Source organism: Actinosynnema sp. NPDC002837 (assembly GCF_040295345.1).
GTDB lineage: Bacteria > Actinomycetota > Actinomycetes > Mycobacteriales > Pseudonocardiaceae > Actinosynnema.
On the sequence record NZ_JBEOVG010000008.1, the window covers coordinates 79,686 to 103,334 of the forward strand.

The following is a 23,649-nucleotide window of genomic DNA, read 5'->3' on the forward strand; positions in this document are numbered from 1 at the left end:
TGATGAATGGCCACCGATGCCTGGGGGACGGCATTGCCACGTCGGGAGCGCCCGCTCGAGGCAGGGGACGACGCGCTGGTGGAGTTCGCGGCCGACCTGCGCCGGCTGAGGGAGAAGGCGGGCAGCCCGACCTACCGGGAGCTGAGCGGGCGGGCGCACTTCTCCGCCACGGCGCTGTCGAGCGCCGCGGCGGGGCGGAAGCTGCCGAGCCTGCCGGTCACGCTGGCCTACGTCCGCGCGTGCGACGGCGACCAGGCCGAGTGGGAGCAGCGGTGGCACGACCTCGCCGCCGCGACGGCCGCCGCGCGGGAGCGCGACCGGCCCGCGGAGACGACCGGGTCGCCGTACGTGGGGTTGGCGCCCTTCCGGTCGGAGGACGCGCACCGGTTCTTCGGCCGCGACCGGCTCGTCGCCGAGGTGACCTCGCGGGTGGCGGGCGGCCGGTTCCTGGTCGTGTCCGGCGTCTCCGGGGCGGGCAAGTCCTCCCTGCTGCGCGCCGGGGTGCTGCCGCGGCTGCGCGCCGACGGGTGGCAGGCGGTCCTGTTCACGCCGGGGGCCCGGCCGCTGGAGGAGTGCGCGATCCACCTCGGTCGGCTCGACGGGCGCACCGCCGGGCAGCTGCGGGCGGAGTTCGCCGCGGACCCGCGCAACCTGCACCTGTTCGTCCGGCAGGCGCTGGCGGAGCAGCCGCCGGAGGTGGAGCTGCTGCTCGTGGTCGACCAGTTCGAGGAGGTGTTCACGCTCTGCCACGACGAGGACGAGCGGAACCACTTCGTCGACGCGCTGCTGGTCGCCGCCCAGGCGGAGAACAGCCGCTGCCGCGTCGTGCTCGGGGTGCGCGCGGACTTCTACGGGCACTGCGCGGCCCACCCGGGGCTCGCCGCGTTCCTGGCGGACGCGCACGTGCCCGTCGACCCGATGACGGCCGAAGAGCTGCGCCAGGCCATCACCAGCCCGGCGGTCCAGGCGGGGTACGCGGTGGAGGGCGCGCTGCTCGCCCGGATCGTCGCCGACGTGACCGGCCAGGTCGGGACGCTGCCGCTGGTCTCGCACGCCCTGCTGGAGACGTGGCGGCGCCGCCGCGGCAACACGCTCGACGTGCACGGGTACGAGATGGCGGGCGGTATCCGCGGCGCCGTCGCGCAGACGGCCGAGCACGCCTACACCGCGCTGGGTGACCGCGGTCGGGAACTGGCGCGGCAGATCCTGCTGCGGTTGATCGCGCTCGGCGACGGCACCGAGGACACCAAGCGCCGCGTCCGGCGCGGCGAGCTCGACGACGACCCCGACACCACCGCCGTGCTCGCGTCGTTGGTCGACGCGAGGCTGGTGACCGTCGACCACGACGGCGTGGAGCTGGCGCACGAAGCGCTGGTCCGCTCCTGGCCGCGACTGCGCGGCTGGCTGGCCGAGGACCGCAACGGCCTGCGCGTGCACCGCCAGCTCACCGAAGCCACCCAGACGTGGTTGTCCCTCGACCGCGACCCGGGCGCGCTGTACCGCGGCTCACGGCTGGTGGCGGCCCGCGACTGGGCGCAGCGCCACAGCGGCAACCTCACCACCGACGAGGCGTCGTTCCTGCGCACCAGCCTCACCACCGACGAACGCGAGCAGGCCTCCCGCCGACGCCGCACCCGGCAGCTGCGGTGGTCGTCCCGAGCGCTCGCGGTGCTGCTGGTGGCCGCGATCACGATGACCGCCGTGGCCGTGCGCCAACGCCAGGACGCGATCGCCCAGGGGCTGATCACGGCGTCGCGCCAGCTGGCCGCCGAGGCCATGACCGAAGCCGACCAGGACGTGGGGGCGGCGATGCGGCGCGCCCTGGACGCCTACCGGAGCCACCCGACCGTCGAAGCGCGCAGCGCCGTGCTCAGCCTCGCGTCCCGGCGCCACTACGCCGCCGAGCTGTCCCCTTCGGCCGGGATGCCCGCGGAGACCGCCTTCTCCCCGGACGGCCGCCTGTTGGCCGCTCCCGGCGCCGCCGGCGAGGTCGACCTGTGGGACGTGGGCAGCCGCACGAAGTCGGGCGTCCTGAGCGGACGGCCCGGGCAGGCGCTGACGGTCGACTTCAGCGCCGACGGCCGCCGCCTGGCGCACGGCACGGCGGACGGCGGCTTCGTCGTCTGGGAGGTGGCCGACCGGTCGGTCGCCCTGGAAGGCAGGGCCCCCGGCTCGATCACCAAGATCAGGTTCAGCCCGGACGGGCGGTTGCTCGCCTCCGCCGGCGACGCGGGGGTGCGCCTCTGGGACGCCGCGACCGGCCGGCCGCTCGTCACGCTGGTGGACCGCGGTTCCTCCGACCTGGCGTTCAGCCAGGACGGGAAGCTGCTCGCGTTCACCGACGGGGGCGGTGGGATCACGTTGTGGGACGTGGCGACGTCCCGGGCGGTGGACCGCATCCCCGTCGACGACACCAGGCGGTCGTTGTCGGTGGCGTTCAGCCCCGACGGCGCCACCATCGCGACCGCCGGTCCCGGTCGCGTGGTCCGGCTGTGGGACACCGCGACCCGGCGGCACGTCGCCGATCTCGACCACGTCGACAGCGTGCGCCGGGTGGAGTTCAGCCGGCAGGGCGACCGGCTCGTCGCCGTCGACATCGGCGGGGACGCGCTGCTGTGGGACGTCCCGCGCCGCACGCGGATCGGGCAGCTCGTCAAGTCGAAGAGCCGCGGGGTGGCCAGCGCGACGTTCAGCCCCGACGGGCGGTTCATCGCGGGCAGCGGTGGCCGGATCCTGTTGTGGGACCGCGCCGGGTTCCCGTTCGTGGGTCACGTCGACACGGTCAGCGGCGTGGCGTTCAACCCCGAGGGCGCCACCCTGGCCAGCAGCAGCGCGGACGGCACGCTCGTGGTCTGGGACCGGGAGCACCGCACGCCGCGCGCGACCGTCGCGGGCTCGGGCAACACCTCCCTGGACACCATCGGCCCGGTCCAGAGCCCGGACGGGCGACTGCTCGCCGCCGGCCACCAGGGCGAGGTCACGATCCGCGACGCGGAGACGCTGCGGACCGTGGCCGTGGTGACCGGTCGCGATGACGGCGTCGTGGCGCGGCGCGCGGCGTTCAGCCCGGACTCGCGCACCCTCGCGCTGCTGACCAACGGCCGGACCGTCGCGTTGTGGGACGTGGACGGGCGGCCGCGGGTGAGCCGCACGGTGGAGGGGGAATCCGCGCTGCACATGGAGTACAGCCCCGACGGGAGCGTGCTGGCGGTCGCGACCTCGCGCGGGCGCGTCCTGCTCTGGGACGCGACCACCCTGGAGCCGCGCGGGACCCTGGACGTCGGCGACGGGCCGGTGCCGATGGTCGCGTTCAGCCCGGACGGGGGACAGGCGGCCACGATCGACGGCGAGGGCGAGGTCGTGGTCTGGGACGTCGCCACGCGGGAGCGGAAGGGCGAGCTGGTCAGCCGCACGAGTCCGATCGAGTGGTTGGCGTTCAGCCCCGACGGGCGCCTGATCGCCACGTTCGGCGAAGAGCACGCGGTGACGCTGTGGGAGACGGACGGCTACACCCGTTGGGCGGAGCTGAGCGGGCACACGGGGTCCGTGACCGACCTGTCCTGGAGCCCGGACGGCGCGACGGTCGCCAGCAGCAGCCGGGACCGGACGATCACTCCGTGGACCACCGGGGTGGAGCAGGCGATCGACCGGCTCTGCCACGTGATCGCCCACGACTTCCCCGTGCTCGAACCGCCGCCCGCGACCTGCGCGGAGCGCGAGTGACGCCGTGCGGCGGTCCACGGCTTCGGTCGTCCCGAAGCGATCTGCCGATCGGTGGTGCTGCGGTTTCCGGTCCCGCTGCCATCCTGGACGGCGTCCCCGCACCGCGCGTCCCGGGACCCGTTCCCGGAGCAAGGAGGTCCACCGTGATCCGTCGGCTGCTGGTCGCCGTCGTGGCGGCACTCGGCGTCGTGGCCCTCGCGCCCGCCTCCGCCCAGGCCATCCCGGTGTGCAAGAGCGGCTACGCGTGCCTGTACCAGTGGTACGCCGACCCGGAGCACACCCAGTTCAACGGCTACCGGGCGATCGACTGCGACGGCAACGTCGACAGCTCCGGTGTGCAGCGCGGCTACCTGGTGTTCGGCCAGGCACGCTGCAACACCGCCGCCTGAGCCCGATCGGGAACTGGGACCTGGACCGCCACTCACACCACCACCGCCGTCGTGTTGCTAGGCCGGACGAGTGACGGACGGGCGCTCGCGTAACGACCGGGACGCCGCTCCCCGAACAGGCTAGGGAAGACCGCCGCCTGATGAGGGGGACGCCGCATGTTCGCTCGCGCCGGATTACGCCGCAGACCGAGGTCCAGGGGACGTGCCGCGACCGCCCTCCTCGCGCTCCTGGCGCTGGTCGGCATCGGGTTGACGCCGCCCGAGCTGTACGACCGGGTCAGCCCGACCTCGGCGGGCAGCGGCTCGGTGACCGCGCCGGACCACCCCGAGGGCGCCGCGTTCAACCCCAACCAGCTCAAGGGCATCAAGGCCGCGGACCCGAGCAGCGGGGTCAACCTCGTCTCCGCGCCCAGTGCGAACAACCTGGGCGACGCCCGGCTGTCGTACCCGCTGGAGGTGCCGCCGGGCCGGGCGGGCATGCAGCCGCAGCTCGTCGTCCAGTACAACTCCGCCGGCGGCAACGGCTGGACCGGCGTCGGCTGGGACCTCGCCCAGGCCGCGATCACCCTGGACACCCGCTGGGGCGTGCCCCGCTACCACGCCGGCCTGGAAACCGAGACCTACCTGCTCAACGGCGAGCAGCTCACCCCCGTCGCGCACCGCGGCGAGCTCCAGGCGCGCACCGCCGAGAAGGTGTTCCACACCCGCGTCGAGGGGCGGTTCGACAAGATCGTCCGGCACGGCGACCACCCCACCAACTACTGGTGGGAGGTCGTGGACCGGGAAGGCACGCGGTCGGTCTTCGGCGGCGAGGAGACCGCCACGCTGGCCGACGCGTCCGGCAACATCGCCACCTGGGCGCTGCGCGAAACCCGTGACACCAACGACAACTTCGTGCGCTACCACAACGTCCGCGTCGAGGACGCCGGTGTCGCGGGCGGATCGGTGCCGGGCGCCAACCTGTACCCCGCGAAGATCACCTACACCGGCCACGGCGACACCGAGGGCCGCTACTCGGTCACCTTCACCCGCGACCGCGACCGGGGCGAGCCGCGCCGCGGCGACGTCCAGATCGAGGCGCGCTCCGGGTTCAAGCGGGTCACCGCGGACCTGCTGCGGCGGGTCGAGGTGAAGGTGGACGACACCCTGATCCGCGCCTACGAGCTGGACTACCGCCAGGGCGCGTTCGCCAAGACGCTGCTCGGCTCGGTCAGCCAGTTCGACGCGGGCAACACCCGCTTCAACACCCACACGTTCGACTACTTCGACGACATCCGCGACGCCTCCGGCGGGTACGACGCGTTCGACGCGGCGGGCAACTGGGCCGTCGCCGACGACGACCTGGGCGTGAACATCCGCGACGGCGAGGCCAGCGCCCTCTCGGCGACCACGTCGACCAGCGCCGGCGGGCACCTGTACGTCGGCTACAACCCGACCTCGGTGAGCAAGTCGAACTCCGCGGGGCTCAAGGTCGGCTACAACTCCGGCTCCTCCGACGGCCTGCTCGCGCTCGCCGACGTCAACGGCGACAACCTGCCGGACAAGGTGTTCCGCTCCGACGGCGGCGTGTTCTACCGCCCCAACGAGTCGGGACCGGACGGCCAGGCCAGGTTCGGCGACACCCCGATCCGCCTGACGAACCTGCCGGGCATCTCGTCGGAGAAGACGCGGTCCGGCACGGTCGGCATCGAGTCCTACTTCGGCGTGGCGGCACAGCTGGACTACGTCTCCACCACCACGACCTCCGACCGCTACTTCACCGACGTCAACGGCGACGGCATCACCGACCTGGTGAACAACGGCGGCGTCCTGTTCGGCCACCTGGACGCCGACGGCCGGCCCGCCTACAGCGCCGACAGCGGCGACACCGGCGTCCCCGTCGGCGACGGCACCGCGTCCGGCACGATCGTCGGCGACCAGACCGCCGAGTTCGAGCGCCAGGTCGACGCGTTCCCGCTGCTGGACGGCGTCCGCCGCTGGGTGGCGCCGTTCGACGGCACGGTCCGCGTGGACGGCCGCGTGAAGCTGGTGCAGGACACGAGCCCCGAACGGCAGGCGTACCGCTCGGCCGACGGCGTCCGGGTCGCCGTCCAGCACCAGGACACCGAGCTGTGGTCGCAGCGCATCGGCCCGGACGACCACATCGAGTTCGCGCCGACGGGCACCGACGACATCGCCGTGCGCAAGGGCGAAGCGCTGTTCTTCCGCGTCCAGTCCGTGCTCGACGGCCGCTTCGACGCGGTCGCGTGGGACCCGCGGGTCACCTACACCGGCGTCCCCGCGAGCACCGACGTCAACGGCCTGGCCAACGACACCTACCTCGCCTCCCGCGACTTCACCCTCGGCGGCCGGCCCTCGGTCGTCGTCGCGCCGCTGACCGGCACGCTGCACCTGTCCGGTGACGTCGCCAAGTCCGGTCCCACGACCGACGACGTGACGGTCGTGGTGACCCGCAACGGCTCCGACGTCTACAGCCACACGCTGGCCCGCGGCGCTGCCGGCACCGCGTCGATCGACCTGGACGTCCCGGTCACCGCCGACGACACGCTGTCGTGGCGGCTGAAGGTCGACTCGCCGGTCGACGCCGGGACGCTGCGCTGGGTGCCGCGCGCCCACTACACGGCGGCGCAGGGCGTCGACTCGGTGGTGGACGACAACGGCAACCCGACGCTGGTCATCCACCCGCCGTACGACCTGGACATGTACCCGGTCTCCACGCTGACCGCGCCGCAGGCGTCGTACACGGCGACGCACGGCGGCACCGTCACCGTGGAGCCCGCGCTGGCCTTCGACTTCGCGGGCCAGACCCCGGACACCCGGGTCGTCTTCACGGTCAAGAAGCGCGGCGGGCTGCTCGCCAAGCGGGTGATCGACGTCGTGGACGGCCAGGTGCCCGACCCGGCCTCGCTGCGCGTCACCGCCGAGGTCGCCCAGGGCGACGAGCTGTTCTTCGACTTCGCCACCCTCGACACCGCCCTGCCCTCGCGGTTGACGGGCCAGTCGGCGTCGCTCTCCCACGACGGCACGAACTTCACCGCCGTGCCCAGCGCCCTGCACGCCTCCGCCGAGCAGGGCGCGTTCGCGCAGCCGTACCGGGGCTGGGGCGCCGTGGGCTACCAGGGCAACCGCGACCGGGCGACCAAGCCGATCAGCCGCGGCGACCTCGTCCTGGACGAGAGCTACCGCGACGAGCTGCCCGACGGGCCGACCGAGGACGACGTGCCGGGCTTCACGGAGAACCCGCAGGTCAAGCAGCCCAGGGTGGTGGTGTTCGCACCGCTTCCCGCGCAGGACCGCTGGGCCGGCGCGGACGACAACACGTGGGTCTCGCGGGACGCCTCGGCCAGTTCGCGCCTCGGTCTGGACACCATCGACGTCCTCACCGACGGCGACGTCGCGGGTGCGGCGGCCGTGTCCCGGCGCGGGCGCACGCAGCAGATCTCGACCACGTTCGGCGCGAGCATCCCCGGCGTCCCGATCGGCGGTGGCGCGAGCGTCGCGAAGGGCCGCTCCACCGGGCAGCTCGACTTCCTCGACCTCAACGGCGACCGGTTCCCGGACGTCGTCGGGTCGGCGGGCGTGCAGTACTCCGACATGACCGGCGGCCTGGGCGACACCAGGGGCAGCGTCGGCGGCGCGGTGCGCGAGTCCGACTCGCTGGCCTACGGCGTGAACGCCAACGCGGGCAGCCCGGCCCGCACCAGCGGCAACGGTCGCGGCGAGGCGGCGCCCTCGGGCAGCCGCAACGCCAACAGCGCCAAGTCCGGCCCGGAGATGCCCGCGCTCGGCGTGGGCGGCAACGTCGGCGGCGGCGAGTCCGACACCGGGCACGACCTGATCGACATCAACGGCGACGGCCTGCCGGACAAGGTGTTCGACAACGGCGACGCCGCGCTGAACCTCGGCTACTCGTTCGCCGCGCGCGAGCCGTGGCCGGGCGGCCCGGTCAACGACGGCAAGACCACCAGCGCCGGGGTGAACCTGGGCTTCAACACCAACTACTACGGCTTCGCGGGCGGTGTGTCGGCGGCGCTCGGCTCGTCGGTCACCAGCGCCACGCTGCTGGACGTCAACGGCGACGGCCTGGCCGACCGCGTGTTCGCCAACGGCGACAACCCCGTCGGCGTCGCCGTCAACACCGGCAACGGGTTCGGCGCGCCGACCCCGTTCCGCGGCAGCGCGGGCGACGTCGGCAAGGACGAGAACGCCACCCTCGGCGGCGGCGTGTACTTCACGTTCGGGTTCTGCTTCTTCTTCGGCTGCCTGGTCTTCAACCCCGGCGCCGACGTCTCCACCGGCATCGGCCGCGCCGAGGTGGCGCTGCGCGACGTCAACGGCGACGGCTACGCCGACCACGTCCGCTCCACCCGCGACGACGAGCTCGTGGTGGCGGCCAACAAGACCGGGCGCACGAACCTGCTGCGCACCGTGTCCCGGCCGCTGGGCGCCCGGATCGACCTGGACTACACCCGGTCCGGCAACACGCAGGACCAGCCCGACTCGAAGTGGGTGCTCTCCCGCTCCGCCGTGCACGACGGGCACCCCGGTGACGGCCAGGACGTGCAGCTGTCCACGTTCCGCTACGAGGCGGGCCGGTACGACCGGCTGGAGCGCGAGTTCCTCGGCTACGGCAAGGTGGTCTCCGAGCAGCGCGACGCGGGCTCGGGCGACGCCCTCCTGCGGGCGCTGACCAGCGAGTACCGCACCGACAGCTACTACCTGCGCGGCCTGGTGACCCGGTCGGCGACCGCGGACGCGTCGGGCGGGCTGTTCCAGGAGACGGTCAACACCTACCGGCTGCGCGACGTCGCCACCGGCGCGGACGCGAACCCGAAGGCGACGACGGCGCGGGTCTTCCCGCTGCTGGCCCGCGTGGACAAGCACTACCACGAGGGCCAGGCGAACCCCGGCAAGTCCACCTACACCGAGATGGCCTACGACGAGCACGGCAACCTCGTGCGGTCGTTCGACGCCGCCGACACCGGCCCGGGTGACGACGTGGAGGCCGAGTTCGGCTACACGTCCTCGATCCCGGCGTGCCGCGACCGCAACATCATCGGCGTCGCGAACCTCGTCCGCGAGCACGGCGCCACCCCGCGCACCTTGATGCGCCACCGGGAGTCCACACTGGACTGCACGACCGGCGACGTGCTGGCGGTGCTCGAGATCCTGCCCGACGGGTCGGCCGCGGTCAGCGACCTGACCTACCACGACAACGGCAACCTGCGCGCCATCGCGGGGCCCGCCAACAAGAACGGGCAGCGCTACCGGCAGGAGTACGGCTACGACGGCGTCGTCGGCGTGCACGTCGAGTCCATCAAGGACAGCTTCGGCTACGAGTCCTCGGCGACGCACGACCTGCGGTTCGGCCTGCCGGACCTCACCGTCGACGAGAACCACCAGTCGCTGCGCATGTCCTACGACAGCGTCGGCCGGGTGGACGAGGTGGTCGGGCCGTACGAGATCGGCTCCGGCCGGGCCACGATCGACTTCGAGTACCACCCGGAGGCGGCCGTCCCGTACGCCGTCACCCGGCACCTCGACCGCACCGCCACCGGCGTCCGCGAGGACACGATCGACACCGTCCAGTTCGCCGACGGCCTGGCCCGACCGGTGCAGAGCAAGCAGGACGGCTCCGTGGCCGACACCGCGGGCAGCGCGCCGGCCGACGTGATGGTGGTGTCCGGCCGGGTCACGTTCGACCCGCTGGGCCGCGTCGTCGAGCAGTACTACCCGGTGACCGAGCCGAAGGGCGCGGGCAACACGGCGTTCAACGCGGCCTACGACGCGGTCGCACCGACCAGGCTGAGCTACGACGTGGTGGACCGCAGCGTGAAGTCCGTGCTGCCGGACGGCACGTCCAACGAGCTGGCCTACGGCTTCGGCGCCGACCGCTCCGGCGAGACCCGGTTCCGGACGGTCGCCACCGACGCCAACGGCAAGCAGCGCAGCACCTACACCGACGTGCGGGTGCTGACCACCGCCGTGCAGGAGTTCAACGCCGGCACGGCGATCTGGACCAGCTACGGCTACGACCCGATGGGTCAGCTCACCACCGTCGTGGACGACAAGGGCAACACGACCAGGGCCGAGTACGACAACTTCGGCCGCCGCACCGTCGTCGACAGCCCCGATTCCGGCCGCACCGAGACCCGGTACGACCTGGCGGGCAACAAGACGGCGAAGGTCACGGCGAAGCTGCGGGCGGCCGGCAAGGCCGTCGAGTACGACTACGAGTACAACCGGCTCGCCGGCATCCGGTACCCGGTGTTCTCCGGCAACGACGTCACCTACACCTACGGCGGGCCGGGCGCGCCGGACAACGGTGCGGACCGCGTGGTGGCCGTCCGCGACGCGGCGGGCACCGTGACCCGCAAGTACGGCGCGCTGGGCGAGAAGACGAGCGAGACCCGCGAGGTCACCGCGCTCACCACCCCCGCGCGGAGCTACACCACCGGGTACCGGTACGACTCGTTCAACCGGGTGCTGGACCTGACCTACCCCGACGGCGAGGTGCTCACCTACGAGTACGACTCCGGAGGCCAGGTCACCCGCGCCACCGGGCACAAGGCCGGGTTCGACTACCCGTACCTGACGCGGCTCGACTACGACAAGTTCGGCCAGCGCCTGCTCCAGGAGACCGGGACGGGTGTGCGCACCACGTTCGCCTACGACCCGGCCGACCGGCAGCTGAGCAACCTGAAGTCGCGGCTGGCCGACGGTCACCAGTTCCAGGACATCAGCTACGAGTACGACAACGTGGGCAACGTCCTGTCGCTGACCAACACCGTGCCGCTGCCGCACGGCAAGCCGATCGGCGGTCCGAGCAGGCAGACCTACGGCTACGACGACCTGTACCGGCTCACCTCGGCCACCGGCGAGTACCGGAACAAGGACAACAAGCTCGACCGGTACTCCATGGCCCTGGGCTACGACTCCATCCACAACCTGACGGCCAAGAGCCAGCGGCACGAGATCCTGGTGCAGTCCGGCTCCACGTCCGCCCTGTCGCAGGACACGACGACGTTGGCGGACGAGCCGGTCACCGACCCGGCGACCGGCGAGGCCCTGCCGCCGCTGGGGCCGATCGAGCCCGAGGACGAGCAGGTCTCGCAGACCGAGCCCGCGCCGACCACGCAGCCCGCGTACGAGCCGGTCGCCTACTCGGTGCAGGCCGCGACGACGGCGCAGGAGCAGAAGAAGACCACCTACGACTACGCCTACGCCTACCACAGCGGGAAGCCGCACGCGCCCAGCGCGGTCGGTCCCGTCAACGAGTCCTACGACGCCAACGGCAACCTGGTCGACTCCGTCAACACCCTGCCGCCCGCGCCGGGCAAGCGGCGGCAGCTCGTGTGGGACGAGGAGAACCGGCTCGCCTGCAACCAGGACCACAGCCGCAACAAGACCGTGGCCCAGCACCCGGACGCGTGCACCAGCCCGCAGCAGCCGGCGACCGTCAGGTACGTCTACGACGACGAGGGCAACCGGGTCGTCAAGAACGCCGGACCGCAGCACATCTACCCCAACCGGGCGTTCAGCGAGCGCAACGGCACGTCGTTCAAGCACGTGTTCGTCGGTGACACCCGGATCGCGACGAAGACCGTCAAGACCGACTCCACCTACGAGAACCACCACTTCTACTTCCACGCCGACCACCTCGGCTCGTCGGGGTACGTCACCGACGAGCACGGCAACCTGACCGAGCACACCGAGTACTTCGCGTTCGGCGAGCCGTGGGTGCAGGAGCACCCGGCGCAGCCGACACCGGTCCCGTACCTGTACGGGTCGAAGGAGCTGGACGAGGAGACCGGCTTCTACTACTACGGGGCCCGCTACTACAACCCGCGCACGCAGGTCTGGCAGAGCCCGGACCCGATCATCGAGTCCTACCTCGACGGCGGGCCCGCGGGCGGCGTGCACCGGCCGGCCAACCTCGCGGCCTACACCTACGCCCACAACAACCCGGTGAAGTTCACCGACCCCGACGGTCGGTACGTGGAGAGCGCGTGGGACGCCATCAGCCTGGGGATCGGCGTGGCGAGCTTCGTGCAGAACGTCCGCGAGGGCAACGGGTGGGGCGCGGCGCTGGACGCGGTCGGCATCGTCGCGGACGGCGCGGCGCTGGTGCTGCCCGTCGTGCCGGGCGGTGCGGGCGCCTTGATCAAGGCCGGTCGCGCGGCGGAGAAGGGCGTGGAGGTGGTCCGGGCCGCCGACCGGGCACGGGACGCGGAGCGGGTCGTCGAAGGCGTCCAGGCCACGGCCCGTGCCGCGGACAAGGGCGGTGACGCGGCCAAGGCGGCGCGCACCACGTCGGTGCCCTGCGCGGTGCCCAACAGCTTCACCCCGGAGACGCCGGTGCTGATGGCCGACGGCACGCGCAAGCCGATCGGCGAGGTGGAGGTCGGCGACCTGGTCGTGGCCACCGACCCGGAGACGGGCGTGACCGAGGTCCGACCGGTGACCGACCTCATCGTCGGCGACGGCTCGAAGGACCTGGTCGAGATCACCGTCGACACCGGTGCCGGCAAGGGCGCCGTCATCGCCACCGACGGCCACCCGTTCTGGGCGGCCGACCTCGGGTCGTGGGTCGACGCGAAGGACCTCCGGGTCGGGACGCTGCTGCGGACCGGCAGCGGCACCTACGTCCAGGTGGTCGCGGTCAGGGCGTGGACGCAGCAGCAGCGGGTGCACAACCTGACCGTCGACGGACTGCACACCTACCACGTGGCGGCGGGTGCGGTCGACGTCCTGGTGCACAACTGCGGTGGTCCCGTCATCCGCAACAAGCACCTGGCCGGCGGCAAGCACCCGAAGACCGGGGTCCCGTTCGACAAGAACGGCTTCCCGGACTTCTCGAAGTGGCGCCACCCGAAGGTCCCGGACGTGCGGATCAAGCTGACCGGCAACCGGAAGGTGGACGAGCGGCTGGCCAACGAGGCGGCCGGGCTGAAGAACACGCCGTCCGACTACACCTGGCACCACCACCAGGACAGTGGTCTGATGCAGTTGATCCGCCGTGACGTCCACGCCGCCACGGGCCACACGGGAGGGCACGCGGTCAAGCTGCATGAGTGAGCCGTTCTTCGAGGAGGACCCGTACTACACGGGTCCTCCTCTGACCGACGGGATGGTCCGCGCGGCTGAGGCCCACCTGGGCGTCCGGCTCCCGCGGGCCTATCTCGCGTTGTTGGCGCGGCGCAACGGCGGCACCCCACGCCGCCGTTGCCTGCCCACCCCGTTCCCGACGTCGTGGGCCCCGGACCACTTCGAGATCCGCGGTCTGCGGGGCCTCGGCGGCGCCTGGGGTGTGGATTCGGCGGAGTTGGGCAGCCGGTACCTGGTGGGGGAGTGGGGCTACCCGGACATCGGGGTGGTCATCTGCGACACCCCGTCGGCGGGCCACGACACCGTGATGCTCGACTACTCGGAGTGCGGCCCGACCGGCGAGCCGTCCGTGGCCTACATCGACGAGGACCGGGTGCCTCGCCGCGTCGCCGCGTCGTTCGACGAATTCGTCGCGGCGCTCGAGAGCTGCCCGGACTGACCGTGGGTGAACCGGTGTTTTTCTGGCGGCCCGGCGGCCCGGCGGCCCGCGATGAATCACCTGCAGCCAGCCGCGACCCCGTACGCCGCGCTGCGCGCCGTGCCCGGCAGCTCCGGTGATCCCACCGCGTCCGGCAGTGGCGGTCTTGACCGCGGTCAGGTGTCGCGCTGCCGGAGCAGCCGACTTGCCCGGACGGAGATCGGGCAGAGCGGTCGTGGTGCCATGCCTCGCGATCGTGCCCTACAGCTCATGGCGCACGATCAGCGGGCTTCGCGCCGCAGTGCGGAATTCCGGCCTGCAAAGCATGAGCGGGTTCGGCGAATGTGGCCGGTTTCAGTCCTCCGACGCCGACTGGGCCGTTGAATGCGAGGAAGCTTCGTAAGTCGTGCGTTATCGTCGGAATTTGGAAATCGTTAGCGGCACTGCAGCCGATGGTCTGAACTTCACTCGTGTGGCCCAATTCCACCTCACCTCGTAGCTCTCGGTAACAAGCGGGATGGCAAGGTCGATAAGGGGATCAATAGTCAGGAGACGATCTCGTCATCCCGTGCCGAGAAGGCGTCGGGATGTTGACCAGTGCTTGTCCCGTCCGTGTTCCATTCCTTCAAGGAGTGCTTTGTCATGGATTCCTTGCGCGACGCTTTCAATAATCCGGCCCGGGTGCCGATCGTCGTGGTGCACGTCGACCTGTCCGATGCCGCGAAGCTCAAGACCGAAACCGGCGAGGTCAGCTGGCTGCCGACGTTCGGCTGGTTCTTCGACCAGGTTCACGAAGCGGTGAGCACCAACGGGGGTGCCATCATCAAGTTCCTGACGTCAGGTGTAGTGGCCACCTTTCCGGTGGAGCACGCGGCGCAGGCGATCAACGCGGCGATCCTCGTGCAGGAGAAGTTGCGCGGTGCCCGTCAGGACAACACCTACCGGTGCAACTGCTCGATAGGTATCTCCACCGGGAAGGTCGTGCCCTTCCACAACCAGCAGCAACAGGATTACATCGGTACGAGCGTGGACCGGGCTGAGCGGCTGGCGCGCGATGCGGGTGCCGGCGCGATCTTCGTCGACGACAGCACTGTGGGCGCGGCGAACATGATGGACGTGTTCTCCACTTACGGCAACGCCACGAATCGGGAAGCTGCCGATTACCTCGGCCGGAAGGAGAAGCTGCCTTCGAGCGACACCGCGCACACGACCACCTACCAGGAGGTGCTCTGGGACGCGCAGTCCTACGGCATCAAGTCGAGCACGTTGACCGAAATCGTCGCACAGCCGGCATCTCCTCCAGCGGTCGTGCCCGCGGCGGTTCCCGTCAGGGCACAGGTGTCGTGGAGGGACGGCACGGTTACGCGATGGGATGCGGTCAAGGGCAGCGGATTCGCCACAACGACCGACGGCACGTCGTACTACCTGCACCGGGATGGCCTGGTGGTCGGTGCGCAGGACTTGTACGAGGGCGCCACCGTGTTCTTCCAGGCAACCCCTTCGCAGTCGGCCGGCCGGGCGGGGCGCGCCGACCTGATCCTGCCCGCCGGCATCACCATGGGGGTGTGTTTGACGAAGATCAAGGAGAAGTTCGGTTTCGCGGACATCCGGGACGGTCGGGGATTGCACCGAGACCTGTTCATCGACCTCGGGCCGGACGCTCATCAGCGGTTCATCGTCGAACAGGACCTGACCGTCCGGATCGCGCGCAATCTGAAGGGGCCCGTGGGTCAGATCGTCGCGGCAGAAGGGCAAGTGGCGTAGTGGTTCGGCCGCGCCTGCTCGCAGCGTTACTCGCCGTCATCGGTGGTGGTGCACTGGTTGCCGGGGCGCTTGTGGACGGCTACGCGCAGGCCGTCTCCGTGGAGGTCGGTTCGGCCGTACTCCTGCTCGTACCGTTCGTGCTGATCGAACGCACCTTCGGGCGGATGATCGATCGGCGCGTCGAGGACGGGGTGGCCCGGGCACTGCGCGAGCCCGGGCCGGTTCCTGCCGACCGTCCCGACGTCGTGATCGCGGCCATCGGCACTGTGGTGCCGGACGTGGTAGCGGTCCGCGCCGACCGGACAGGCCTCGACTACGTGATAGAGGGAAGTCGGTCGACGATTGCCGTCGCCGTCCAGGAGAACCGCCACCCCCTCGACCAGTCCACAGTGGAACGGTTGTGGATCATCGCTCGTCGCGCCGGCTTGTCCGGGCTGTTGGTCGTCTCACATCAGCCCATGACCGACCTGGCGCGGCGTTGGGTGGAGCGGCACCGGCAGGTCAGGGTGGCTGTGTGGGAGGGAGCAGTGTCCGGGACTGTCGTCACGGAGTCCTTGCGCGATCTGCTCGAGCAGAGCCGCTAGGCGCTGCACTTGGTCAGGAGCTCCGTCGGGCTCAGCCGGCGCAAGCCGGTGGCCAGCACCAGCAGACCCGACAGCAGGACGGCCCACGCCCACCACGGGGCGGTCGCGGACCACAAGCCGCCCACGACGGCGGTGCCGGTGACCAGTTGCACGCCTCGGCGACGGCTCGCGGTGACGGCTCCGGAGGTGGTGGCGGGTCGCATGCCTCGATCGTCCCAGGTCCTCGCCGACCGGGCCACTGCTCCCGGCCGTCTGGCGGCACGGGCAGCGGGTCTGCCCGTGGCTTGCCCTTGCGACCGTTGCCGAGGACCCCCGTGCTCCCGGAGCGTGGGACAACGGCTGACCCGCTGTCGGTGCGCCGCTGCCGGCCCTGACGAAACGAGGTGATGTGGATGCGCAAGCACGTTCGGCCTCCGGAACGGGAGGACGCGCACGCCGGGCACGTGCACCCGCCGAGCACTGCCGACGCCCCGCCTGCCTGGGGGCGGCCGATGACGCCGAACGCGGTACTCGCCCTGCAGCGCACCGTCGGGAACGCGGCCGTCGCGGCGGCGCTCGAGCCGGTGGCCGTCCAGCGCACGTCCGAGGGCGGCACGGGGCAGGGCCCGCTGGAGGACAAGCCGATGGACGGGTTGAGCCGGTTGCGGAGGGCGAACCAGCGGGAGGTGGAGCGCGGGCAGGCGTCGCGCGTCGAGCCCGGCCAGGGGACCAGCCCGTTCGGGAACTACACGGTGCAATCGGGGTACGGGCACCAGGGGTACATCACGTCCAACAACCGGCAGCACCCGCGGTCCTCGTCCGTCGGGACGTTCTACGTCGAGGTGTTCGCCCAGCTCCAGCAGCAGCACCTGCCGCTCGTCGCGGAAGCCCTGCGCGGCCGGGCGCTGGACCAGGCCGTCCTCGCCGCGATGACCGCGACGGAGAAGCGCGCCGCCGCCGTGCTCTACGGGCTCATCCGCGAATCCGAGAACGCCAGGACGCCGGGTGCTGTCAAGGCCGCGTGCAGCGCCCTGGACGAGGTGGGGGCGACCGGTGGCGGGTGGCAGCGGTTCAGGGAGTTGTTCCCGCTGGCCCAGGAGCACGGGGCGCAGGTCTACAACACGGCGTTGGCCGGGCAGAACCAGCTCTCCGCCGCCGCACTGGGGAACCTGGAGGACATGTCGTCCTCTTCGGACGAGCAGAGCTCCTGACGAGGCGGCGTCCGGTCACGTAGCGCGGTCGAGGGGGAACGTGACCCGGACGGTGGTGCCCTGCCCGGGCGCCGAGGTGACGCCGACCGTGCCGCCGTGCGCGGTCACGATCGCCTCGACGATGGCCAGGCCCAGGCCCGACGAGGCGCCGCCGGCCCGGCTGCGGCCGGGGTCGGCGCGGTAGAAGCGCTCGAAGACGTGCGCCAGGTGCTCCGGCCCGATCCCGTCGCCCTCGTCATGTACCGCGATCACGACGTCCGCGTCGTGCGAGCTGACGGTGACCGTGACCGGTGTGCCGGGCGGGGTGTGCTGCACCGCGTTGCCGACGAGGTTGTGCAGCACCTGCTGGATGCGCGCGCCGTCCCCGCGCACGACCGCCTCCGCCGCCCCGCGCAGGGTGATGACCCGGTCGGGGCAGACGACCCGCGCGTCACCCACCACCTCGCCCGCCAGGGCCACCACCTCCACCGGCTCGCGGTCGAGCGGAAGGGCCGCGTCGAGGTGGGCCAGCAGCGCCAGTTCGTCGACCAGCAGCCGCATCCGGCCCACCTCCGCCTGCATCCGCGCCATGGCGTGGTCGAGCTGGTCGGGGTCGGTCAGCGCGCCCTGGACGTACAGGTCGATCCAGCCCTGCACGGTCGCCAGCGGCGTGCGCAGCTCGTGGCCCGCGTCGTCGACGAAGCTGCGCAGCCGGTCCTGGGCGCGCCGCTGGGCGTCGAACGCCTGCTTGACCGCCACGGCGACCGCGGCTTCCGGGCCGGCGAGCAGCAGGACGAGGGCGCGCCGCCACCGGGACGGCCGCTTCACGGCCGCACCGGCCGCAGGCTGTACCCGAACCCCCGCACGCTGCGGATCAGCGACGGCCCGCCGAAGTCGATCTTGCGGCGCAGGTTGGAGATGAACCGCTCGACCACGCTCGCGTTGCCGCCGAAGTCGTACTGCCAGACGTGGTCCAGGATGTCCGCCTTGGAGACCACCCGCCCGGAGTTGATCAACAGGTAGCGCAGCAGCCGGAACTCGGTGGGGGAGAGCTCGACCGGCTGCCCGCCCCTGGTCACCACGTGCCGCACCTCGTCCAGCTCCAGGTCGTCGCAGCGCCACACGCCCTCCGGCACCACCGGCGGCACGCGGCGGGCACGCCGCAGCAGCGCCTCCAGCCGTGCGGCGACCTCCACCACGTGGAACGGCTTGGTGAGGTAGTCGTCGCCGCCGAGGCGCAGCCCGCGCACCCGGTCGTCCACCTCGTCGCGCGCGGTCAGGAACATCACCGGCACGTGGACCTCCCGCGAGCGCAGCAGGTGCAGCAGGTCGAAGCCGTTCGTGCCCGGCAGCATCACGTCCAGCACGATCGCGTCGGGCGTGCGCGCCCCGATCGCGGCCAGCGCGGCTGGCACGTCGCCGACCGCCTCGACCTCGAACCCCGAGAACCGCAGCGCCGACAGCAACAGCTCCCGCAGGCCCGGGTCGTCGTCCACCACCAGGATGCGATCCACGTCCTCCATCACACCATCCTGCCGGGTCCGCGCGGCGCACCGCCGGTGCGCGAACCTGACGGTTTCCTGCTGGTTCCCTGACAGTCGGCCTCTGCAGGTGGTCTCGCCGACCGGCCGCTCCTAGCGTTTTCCCCGGCACACCAACGAACAGATTGGACGAGGATGTCTGGTCCTACCCGTCGTGGGTTCATCACCGGCACCGCGGTTCTGGGAGGTGCGGCGCTGATCGGGAGTCCGGCGACCGCGGACGTGGCGGCGGAGGGGAGCGGGCTCGAGTCGGCCGCGATCCTGCCGGGTGACCCCCGCTACGAGGACCTCGTGCTGCGCCGGACGAGCGAGCGGTTCTTCCCCCGGCCGCGGTACTTCCGGCTGCCCACCACGACCGAGCAGGTCGTGCGCGCGGTGGACGACGCCGTGCGCGCGGGCAAGCGGGTCACCGTCCGCAGTGGCGGGCACTGCTACGAGAACTTCGTGGGCGACGGCGCGGAGGTGGTCATCGACCTGTCCGCGATGCGGCAGGTCGGGTTCGACCGGCGCCGCAACGCGTTCGCGATCGAGCCGGGCGCGAGCCTCTGGGAGGTGTTCGAGCGGCTCTACCTCGGCTGGGGCGTCACGATCCCCGGCGGCCAGTGCGGCGGTGTGGCCGCCGGCGGGCACATCCAGGGCGGCGGGTACGGCGCGCTGTCCCGGCAGTTCGGTTCGGTGGTGGACTACCTGCACGCCGTGGAAGTCGTCGTGGTGGACCGTTCCGGACGGGCGCGGGCGGTGGTCGCGACCCGCGAGCCGGGCGACGCGAACCGGGACCTGTGGTGGGCGCACACCGGGGGCGGTGGCGGGAACTTCGGCGTGGTCACCCGGTACTGGATGCGCACGCCCGGCGCCACCGGCGACGATCCCACCCGCCTGCTGCCGAAGCCACCCGCCGTGACGCTCGGCGCGACGATCGGGTGGAGCTGGCGGGACGTCACCGAGGAGTCGTTCCACCGGCTGCTGCGCAACTACGGCGAGTGGCACGAGCGCAACAGCGCGCCCGGCTCCCGCTACGCCAGTCTGTTCAGCCCGATGCTGGTCAGCCGGCGCAACACCGGCGCCGACCCCGGTGCGATCGCCCTGGTGGCCACAGTGGACGGAAGCCGGCCCGACGCCGACCAGCTGCTGGACGACTACCTGGCGGAGGTCACCGAGGGCGTCCCGGGCACGATCACGTTGCAGCCACCCCACCGGCTGCCGTGGTTGGCGGCGGTGGAGGCCGGGTCGCTGAGCCAGGCCGACGAGTCCGGGATGTTCAAGGCGAAAGCGGCCTACCTGCGCAAGCGGTTCACCGACCAGCAGATCAGGACCGCGTACACCTACCTCACCAGCACCGACCACGACAACGAGCGCGCGTTGCTGCTGTTGGTGTCCTACGGCGGCCAGGTCAACACCGTGGCGCCGGACGCGACCGCCGTGCCCCAGCGGGACAGCATCATGAAAGCGGTCTACATCGCCACCTGGACCGACCCGGACCGCGAGCGGGCGAGCATGGACTGGATCCGGCGCTGGTACCGCGAGATGTACCAGGACACCGGAGGCGTGCCGGTGCCGAACGGCGTGAACGACGGCTCGTACGTCAACTACCCGGACATCGACACCGCCGACCCGACGTGGAACACGTCCGGCGTCCCGTGGCACGCCTTGTACTACAAGGACAACTACCGCAGGCTCCAAGAGGTCAAGGCGCGCTGGGACCCGCGTGACGTGTTCCACCACGCCCTGTCGATCAAGCTGCCCGACAGCTGACGGCCGGACCCGCTCGGGCGACGTCACGCCGGACGCCGGCTCGCTCACCACGCCCGGCCGCGCCACCTCGGCTCACGTGGCGTCCTCGATGGTCAGCGTCACGCGATCGGCGTCGGCGGTGCGGCGCTGGTGCAGGAACAGGGTCAGCGCCTTGAGCCGGTGCTCGCGGGCCTCGTCCCGGCGACCTCCGGCCGCGTGGGCGTCGGCCAGCCGTTCGACGGTGTCGGCGTAGTCGTAGGTCGCGCCCACGTCCTCGAAGCGCGCGAGGGCCAGCTCGTAGTGCGCCACGGCCTCGTCGTGGTGACCGGCGCGGTGCGCGATGTAGCCCAGGCTGTCCAACGTCCGCGCCTCCGCGTCGCGGTCGGCGTGCGCGCGGGCCAGGGCCAGGGCGGCCTCGCAGTAGCGGCGGGCCCGGTCGAGGTCGTCCAGCCGGGCCGCGTACCAGCCCGCCTGGTTGAGGGCGTGGGCCTGGCGGATCGGGCGGTCCAGGGTGCTCAGGATGTCGAGGGCGCTCACCGCGTGGCGCAGGGCTCGGCGGTCGTCGCCCTGGGTCTCCCGGACCCACGCCAGCGACTGGTGCACGGCGGCCTCGCCGGACAGATCGCCCGCTTCCCGGCTGAGGAGCAGGGCGCGGTCCAGGTGCGCGGACGCCTCGTCGCCGCCGCCGGCACGGGCGAGCGCGGCTCCCAGCCGCCACGACGCCAGCGCGCGGGCGTCGAGGTCGGCGGCGGCGTCCGCGGCGGCCAGCCCGGCCCGCCACACGGTGATCTGGTCGTGGTGGAGGTGACCCTGGCGGCGCTGGAAGGTGTCCAGGGCCCAGGCCAGCCGCCACACCGCGGGGTGGTCGCCGACCCGTGCCGCGGCCTCCTGAGCGGCGGTCACGCACACGTACTCGGTGGCCAGCCAGGCCAGGGCGGCGCCGTCGTCGACCGGTCCGGGCTGGTCGGAGGACACGGCGGCCGGTGTGTCGTGCGGGTAGAGGACCCGCTCGGCGGCCAGGCCCGACCCGACGTAGTAGGCGATCACCCGCGCGAGCGCCGCCTCCTCGCCGTGCGCCCGTTCGGCGGCGTACAGCCGCACCAGGTCGTGCATCCGGTAGCGCCCCGGCACGTGCTGCCGCACCAGGTGACCGGTTTCGAGCTTCTCCAGCGACGACCGAACGCGCGTCACCGGCGCGTCGGCGAGCGCGGCCACCGCCGGCAGGCCGATGTCCGAGCCGGGCGCGATGCCGAGCAGCGCGAACAGCCTCACCGCGTCCGCCGGCAGCGCCCGCAACGACGCGGCGAACACCGCCCGCAGGCTGGTGCTCAACTCCGCGGTGTCCAGCCCGTCGAGCCCGTCGGCCCGGCCCAGCTCGTCGGCGAGCGCGGCGAGCGGGAAGTCGGGGTGCGCGGCGGCACGCGCGGCCACGATGCCGACGGCCAGCGGAAGTCCCGCGCAGTGCCGCAACAGGGTCGCGACGGCCTCCGGCTCGGCCGACATCCGTTGCGGCGACAGGTAGCCCGCCAACAACGCGTGCGCGACATCGTCGGGCAGGACGTCGAGCGCGAGCGTCGGCACAGCCCGCGAGGCGGCGAGGGCGCTCAGGCGGTGCCGGCTGGTGATCAGCGTCGTGCACGTGGTGCCGCCGGGCAGCAGGGGGAGCACCTGGTCGCTGTCACGCGCGTTGTCCAGCACCACCAGCAGGCGCCGGCCCGCGACCAGGCTCCGGTACAGCGCGGCCTGGGCGTCCACGTCGGCGGGAGGCGAATCGGCGCCGAGCGCGTCCAGGAAGCCGAGCAGGATCGCGGAGGTCGACGCCGGCGGGCCCGTCGGGTCGAACCCGCGCAGGTCGGCGTACAGCTGCCCGTCGGGGAAGCGGTCCAGCTCCCGGTGCGCCCAGTGCAACGCCAACGCGGTCTTCCCGGAGCCGCCCGGCCCGACGACCGCGAGTGGTTCTCCCGGTTGCGCCAACGCCTTGTCCATCGACGTCAACTCGTCGTCGCGGCCCACGAACAGCCGTGGCGGGGCCGGCAGCTGCCGCGGCACGGGCGGTCGTCCGGTCACGGGTGCGGCCACCTCGCCGACCAGCATCTGCTGGTACAGCTCGCGCAGCCGGACACCGGGGTCGGTGCCGAGCTCGTCGGACAGCGCCCGTCGGACGACCTGGTAGTGCGCCATCGCCTCGGCCTGCCTGCCGGACTGGTGCAGCGCCAGGATGAACTGCGCGGCCAGCCGTTCGTCGAGCGGGTCGCGGGTCACCAGCGTGGACAGCTCGGCCACCAGCGACTCGTGCCGTCCCAGCCGCAGCGCGAGGTCGTTGCGGTGGGCCGTCGCCGACCACCGCTCCCGGTCGAGGCCCTGCCGCACCGCGTCGGCCCAGCTGCCGTCGAGCCCGCCGAGCGCCTCGCCCCGCCACAGCCCGAGCGCCTCCTCGACCAGGGCGAACGCCTCGGCGTCAGCGCCGGAGCGCGACCGCTCGACCAGCCTTCGGAACCGGTGGAGGTCGACGCTGTCCGGGTCGACGGGGAGCACGTAGCCGGCGGACGTCCGGTCGATCACCAGGCCGGGAACACCGCCCAGCGCCTGCCGCAACCGGTACACGTAGCCGTGGAGCGTGGTGCGCGCCTGCCGGGGAGCGCGGTCGGCCCAGACCTTCGCCGCGATCGACTCGGGTGACTGGACCCGGTTGGGATCCACCAGTAGGGCCGCCAGCACGCACCGCTGGCGGGCGTGCCCGAGGCCGACCGCGACTCCGTCGACGAGCATCCGCACTTCGCCGAGCAACTCGAACGACACCGCCACCCGAAGTCCCCCCTCCTGACACCGGCCTACCGACTCCGACCGCCGTCGACAAGGCGGATCCCAGAACTTCCCCAGATCGCCACGTCACAATGCGCCGCTCGCGCCGCGTTCCCGCCGAATTGCGGTCAGGTCGAGTGTTGCCGAACGCGTCCGCCGCCGTCCGCCCGTTCGAAACAGACCCGAACAGGGCGAACGGGCCGCGGGCCCGCATCGAGGGCCTAACGTCGGGCTGTCGGAACTCGAACAGGGGGGATCCTGTGGGTGGTCGAAGGGAATGGGCGGCCGTCGCGGCCGTATTGCTCAGCGGGGTGACGCCGAAGGGCGCACGCGGCCGGCGTGAACCAGTGCCGCATCCCGGGAGCGCGACCCCGGTAATCGGCTGACGGGGTTCGGGTCGGCCCGGATCGGTCGGGCCGG

12 protein-coding genes are annotated in these 23,649 nt (G+C 72.2%); 8 read left to right on the forward strand and 4 right to left on the reverse strand.

All coding sequences use genetic code 11. From position 1 onward, the window contains the following. Nucleotides 1-6: 6 nt before the first annotated feature. The 6 genes from ABTZ99_RS08450 (at nt 7) to ABTZ99_RS08475 (ending at nt 15,986) form a co-directional block, all read left to right on the forward strand. Nucleotides 7-3,723 carry an nSTAND1 domain-containing NTPase gene (locus ABTZ99_RS08450; protein WP_499609527.1) on the forward strand — a complete coding sequence of 1,239 codons (3,717 nt, stop codon included), beginning with the start codon at nt 7-9 and terminating at the stop codon, nt 3,721-3,723. A gap of 143 nt (nt 3,724-3,866) precedes the next feature. Beyond that, nucleotides 3,867-4,112 carry a DUF6289 family protein gene (locus ABTZ99_RS08455; RefSeq protein ID WP_498782639.1) on the forward strand — a complete coding sequence of 82 codons (246 nt, stop codon included), beginning with the start codon at nt 3,867-3,869 and terminating at the stop codon, nt 4,110-4,112. Between the two features lie 156 nt (nt 4,113-4,268). Then, on the forward strand, nt 4,269-13,190 hold the full coding sequence (locus ABTZ99_RS08460; protein WP_499609530.1) for a SpvB/TcaC N-terminal domain-containing protein: 8,922 nt from the start codon (nt 4,269-4,271) through the stop codon (nt 13,188-13,190). Continuing rightward, complete coding sequence (locus ABTZ99_RS08465) at nt 13,183-13,659, forward strand: SMI1/KNR4 family protein (protein ID WP_498782635.1); 477 nt, start codon at nt 13,183-13,185, stop codon at nt 13,657-13,659. Before ABTZ99_RS08460 ends, ABTZ99_RS08465 begins: the two co-directional genes overlap by 8 nt. A 621-nt stretch (nt 13,660-14,280) precedes the next feature. Next, nucleotides 14,281-15,402 (forward strand): nucleotidyl cyclase domain-containing protein, encoded by a 1,122-nt coding sequence (locus tag ABTZ99_RS08470; RefSeq protein ID WP_499609532.1) that lies wholly within the window; start codon nt 14,281-14,283, stop codon nt 15,400-15,402. Beyond that, nucleotides 15,402-15,986 (forward strand): hypothetical protein, encoded by a 585-nt coding sequence (locus ABTZ99_RS08475; protein WP_499609534.1) that lies wholly within the window; start codon nt 15,402-15,404, stop codon nt 15,984-15,986. The genes ABTZ99_RS08470 and ABTZ99_RS08475 overlap by 1 nt, the downstream gene beginning before the upstream one ends. Here ABTZ99_RS08475 and ABTZ99_RS08480 read toward each other — a convergent pair. Then, complete coding sequence (locus ABTZ99_RS08480; RefSeq protein ID WP_499609537.1) at nt 15,983-16,189, reverse strand: hypothetical protein; 207 nt, start codon at nt 16,187-16,189, stop codon at nt 15,983-15,985. The two genes, ABTZ99_RS08475 and ABTZ99_RS08480, sit on opposite strands and share 4 nt — an antisense overlap. Nucleotides 16,190-16,378: 189 nt before the next feature. Here ABTZ99_RS08480 and ABTZ99_RS08485 point away from each other — a divergent pair, with 189 nt between their 5' ends. Then, nucleotides 16,379-17,176: a hypothetical protein gene (locus tag ABTZ99_RS08485; protein WP_499609540.1), complete on the forward strand. Its 798-nt coding sequence runs from the start codon at nt 16,379-16,381 to the stop codon at nt 17,174-17,176. A 15-nt stretch (nt 17,177-17,191) separates the two neighbouring features. On the opposite strand, the gene ABTZ99_RS08490 is transcribed toward ABTZ99_RS08485, so the two are convergent. Both ABTZ99_RS08490 and ABTZ99_RS08495 read right to left on the reverse strand, forming a co-directional pair. Next, the gene (locus ABTZ99_RS08490; protein WP_499609542.1) at nt 17,192-17,983 is read right to left on the reverse strand and encodes a sensor histidine kinase; all 792 of its coding nucleotides are present in this window, start codon (nt 17,981-17,983) and stop codon (nt 17,192-17,194) included. Continuing rightward, nucleotides 17,980-18,678, reverse strand: coding sequence for a response regulator transcription factor (locus ABTZ99_RS08495; RefSeq protein ID WP_498782625.1), 699 nt, complete (start codon nt 18,676-18,678; stop codon nt 17,980-17,982). The genes ABTZ99_RS08490 and ABTZ99_RS08495 overlap by 4 nt, the downstream gene beginning before the upstream one ends. Nucleotides 18,679-18,831: 153 nt before the next feature. Here ABTZ99_RS08495 and ABTZ99_RS08500 point away from each other — a divergent pair, with 153 nt between their 5' ends. Continuing rightward, nucleotides 18,832-20,448: an FAD-binding oxidoreductase gene (locus ABTZ99_RS08500; protein ID WP_499609546.1), complete on the forward strand. Its 1,617-nt coding sequence runs from the start codon at nt 18,832-18,834 to the stop codon at nt 20,446-20,448. A gap of 72 nt (nt 20,449-20,520) precedes the next feature. Here ABTZ99_RS08500 and ABTZ99_RS08505 read toward each other — a convergent pair whose 3' ends face one another. Continuing rightward, complete coding sequence (locus tag ABTZ99_RS08505; RefSeq protein ID WP_499609548.1) at nt 20,521-23,232, reverse strand: AfsR/SARP family transcriptional regulator; 2,712 nt, start codon at nt 23,230-23,232, stop codon at nt 20,521-20,523. Nucleotides 23,233-23,649: the final 417 nt, after the last annotated feature.